Raw genomic sequence first — 657 nt, forward strand, 5'->3', positions numbered from 1 at the left:
ATTGTTGGCAAATATCAGAACATCGGTCGTAGATAAAGGACAAGAAAAACAGAATGGCTTTTTCTTACACACCTATGGAAGCACAGGAACTTTCTCCTCTGAAAGTGCACCACGCCAATATGGTTATAGCGGTGCTGATCTTCGCTATGCCGCTCTACAAGGAGGAGTGAACTTCGCAACACTGGAAGGACATAATACCACAACACGTTTCGGTCTTATAGGGACCTATGGACAGCTTTCCTTTACGCCAAAAGATATGCAAGATGCTGGAAAAAACACCGTTGATAAATGGTCCCTCACAGCCTATGGAACCATACAACATGACAACGGTTTCTATATTGATACGCTGTTATCCTACGGTATCATAAAAGGAGATATCACCAATGCTATCATTGGCAAAACCGCAAAAGTGAAAAATGCAAAGATATGGAGCATCTCTACCACCATTAGCAAACAATTTGCAACCGGTATGGAAAAGGTAACATTCGAACCACAAGCACAACTTGCCTATCAACATTTGATATGTTTGACACTTTTGCAGATGCTGATGGCTTTAAAGTTGATATGAACAATCCTCATCAATGGATGATCCGTGTTGGTGGGCGTTTAACCAAAACCGTTACCACCACTGAAAATGGACGTTCTTTTTCCTTCTAT

At 41.4% G+C, this 657-nt stretch carries 1 pseudogene; it reads left to right on the forward strand.

The features are described from left to right. Positions 1–657 (forward strand): annotated as a pseudogene (locus tag ACFINO_RS10805) (autotransporter domain-containing protein); the annotation flags it as partial.

Source organism: Bartonella sp. AA83SXKL (genome assembly GCF_042196965.1).
In the GTDB taxonomy this organism is placed as follows: domain Bacteria; phylum Pseudomonadota; class Alphaproteobacteria; order Rhizobiales; family Rhizobiaceae; genus Bartonella.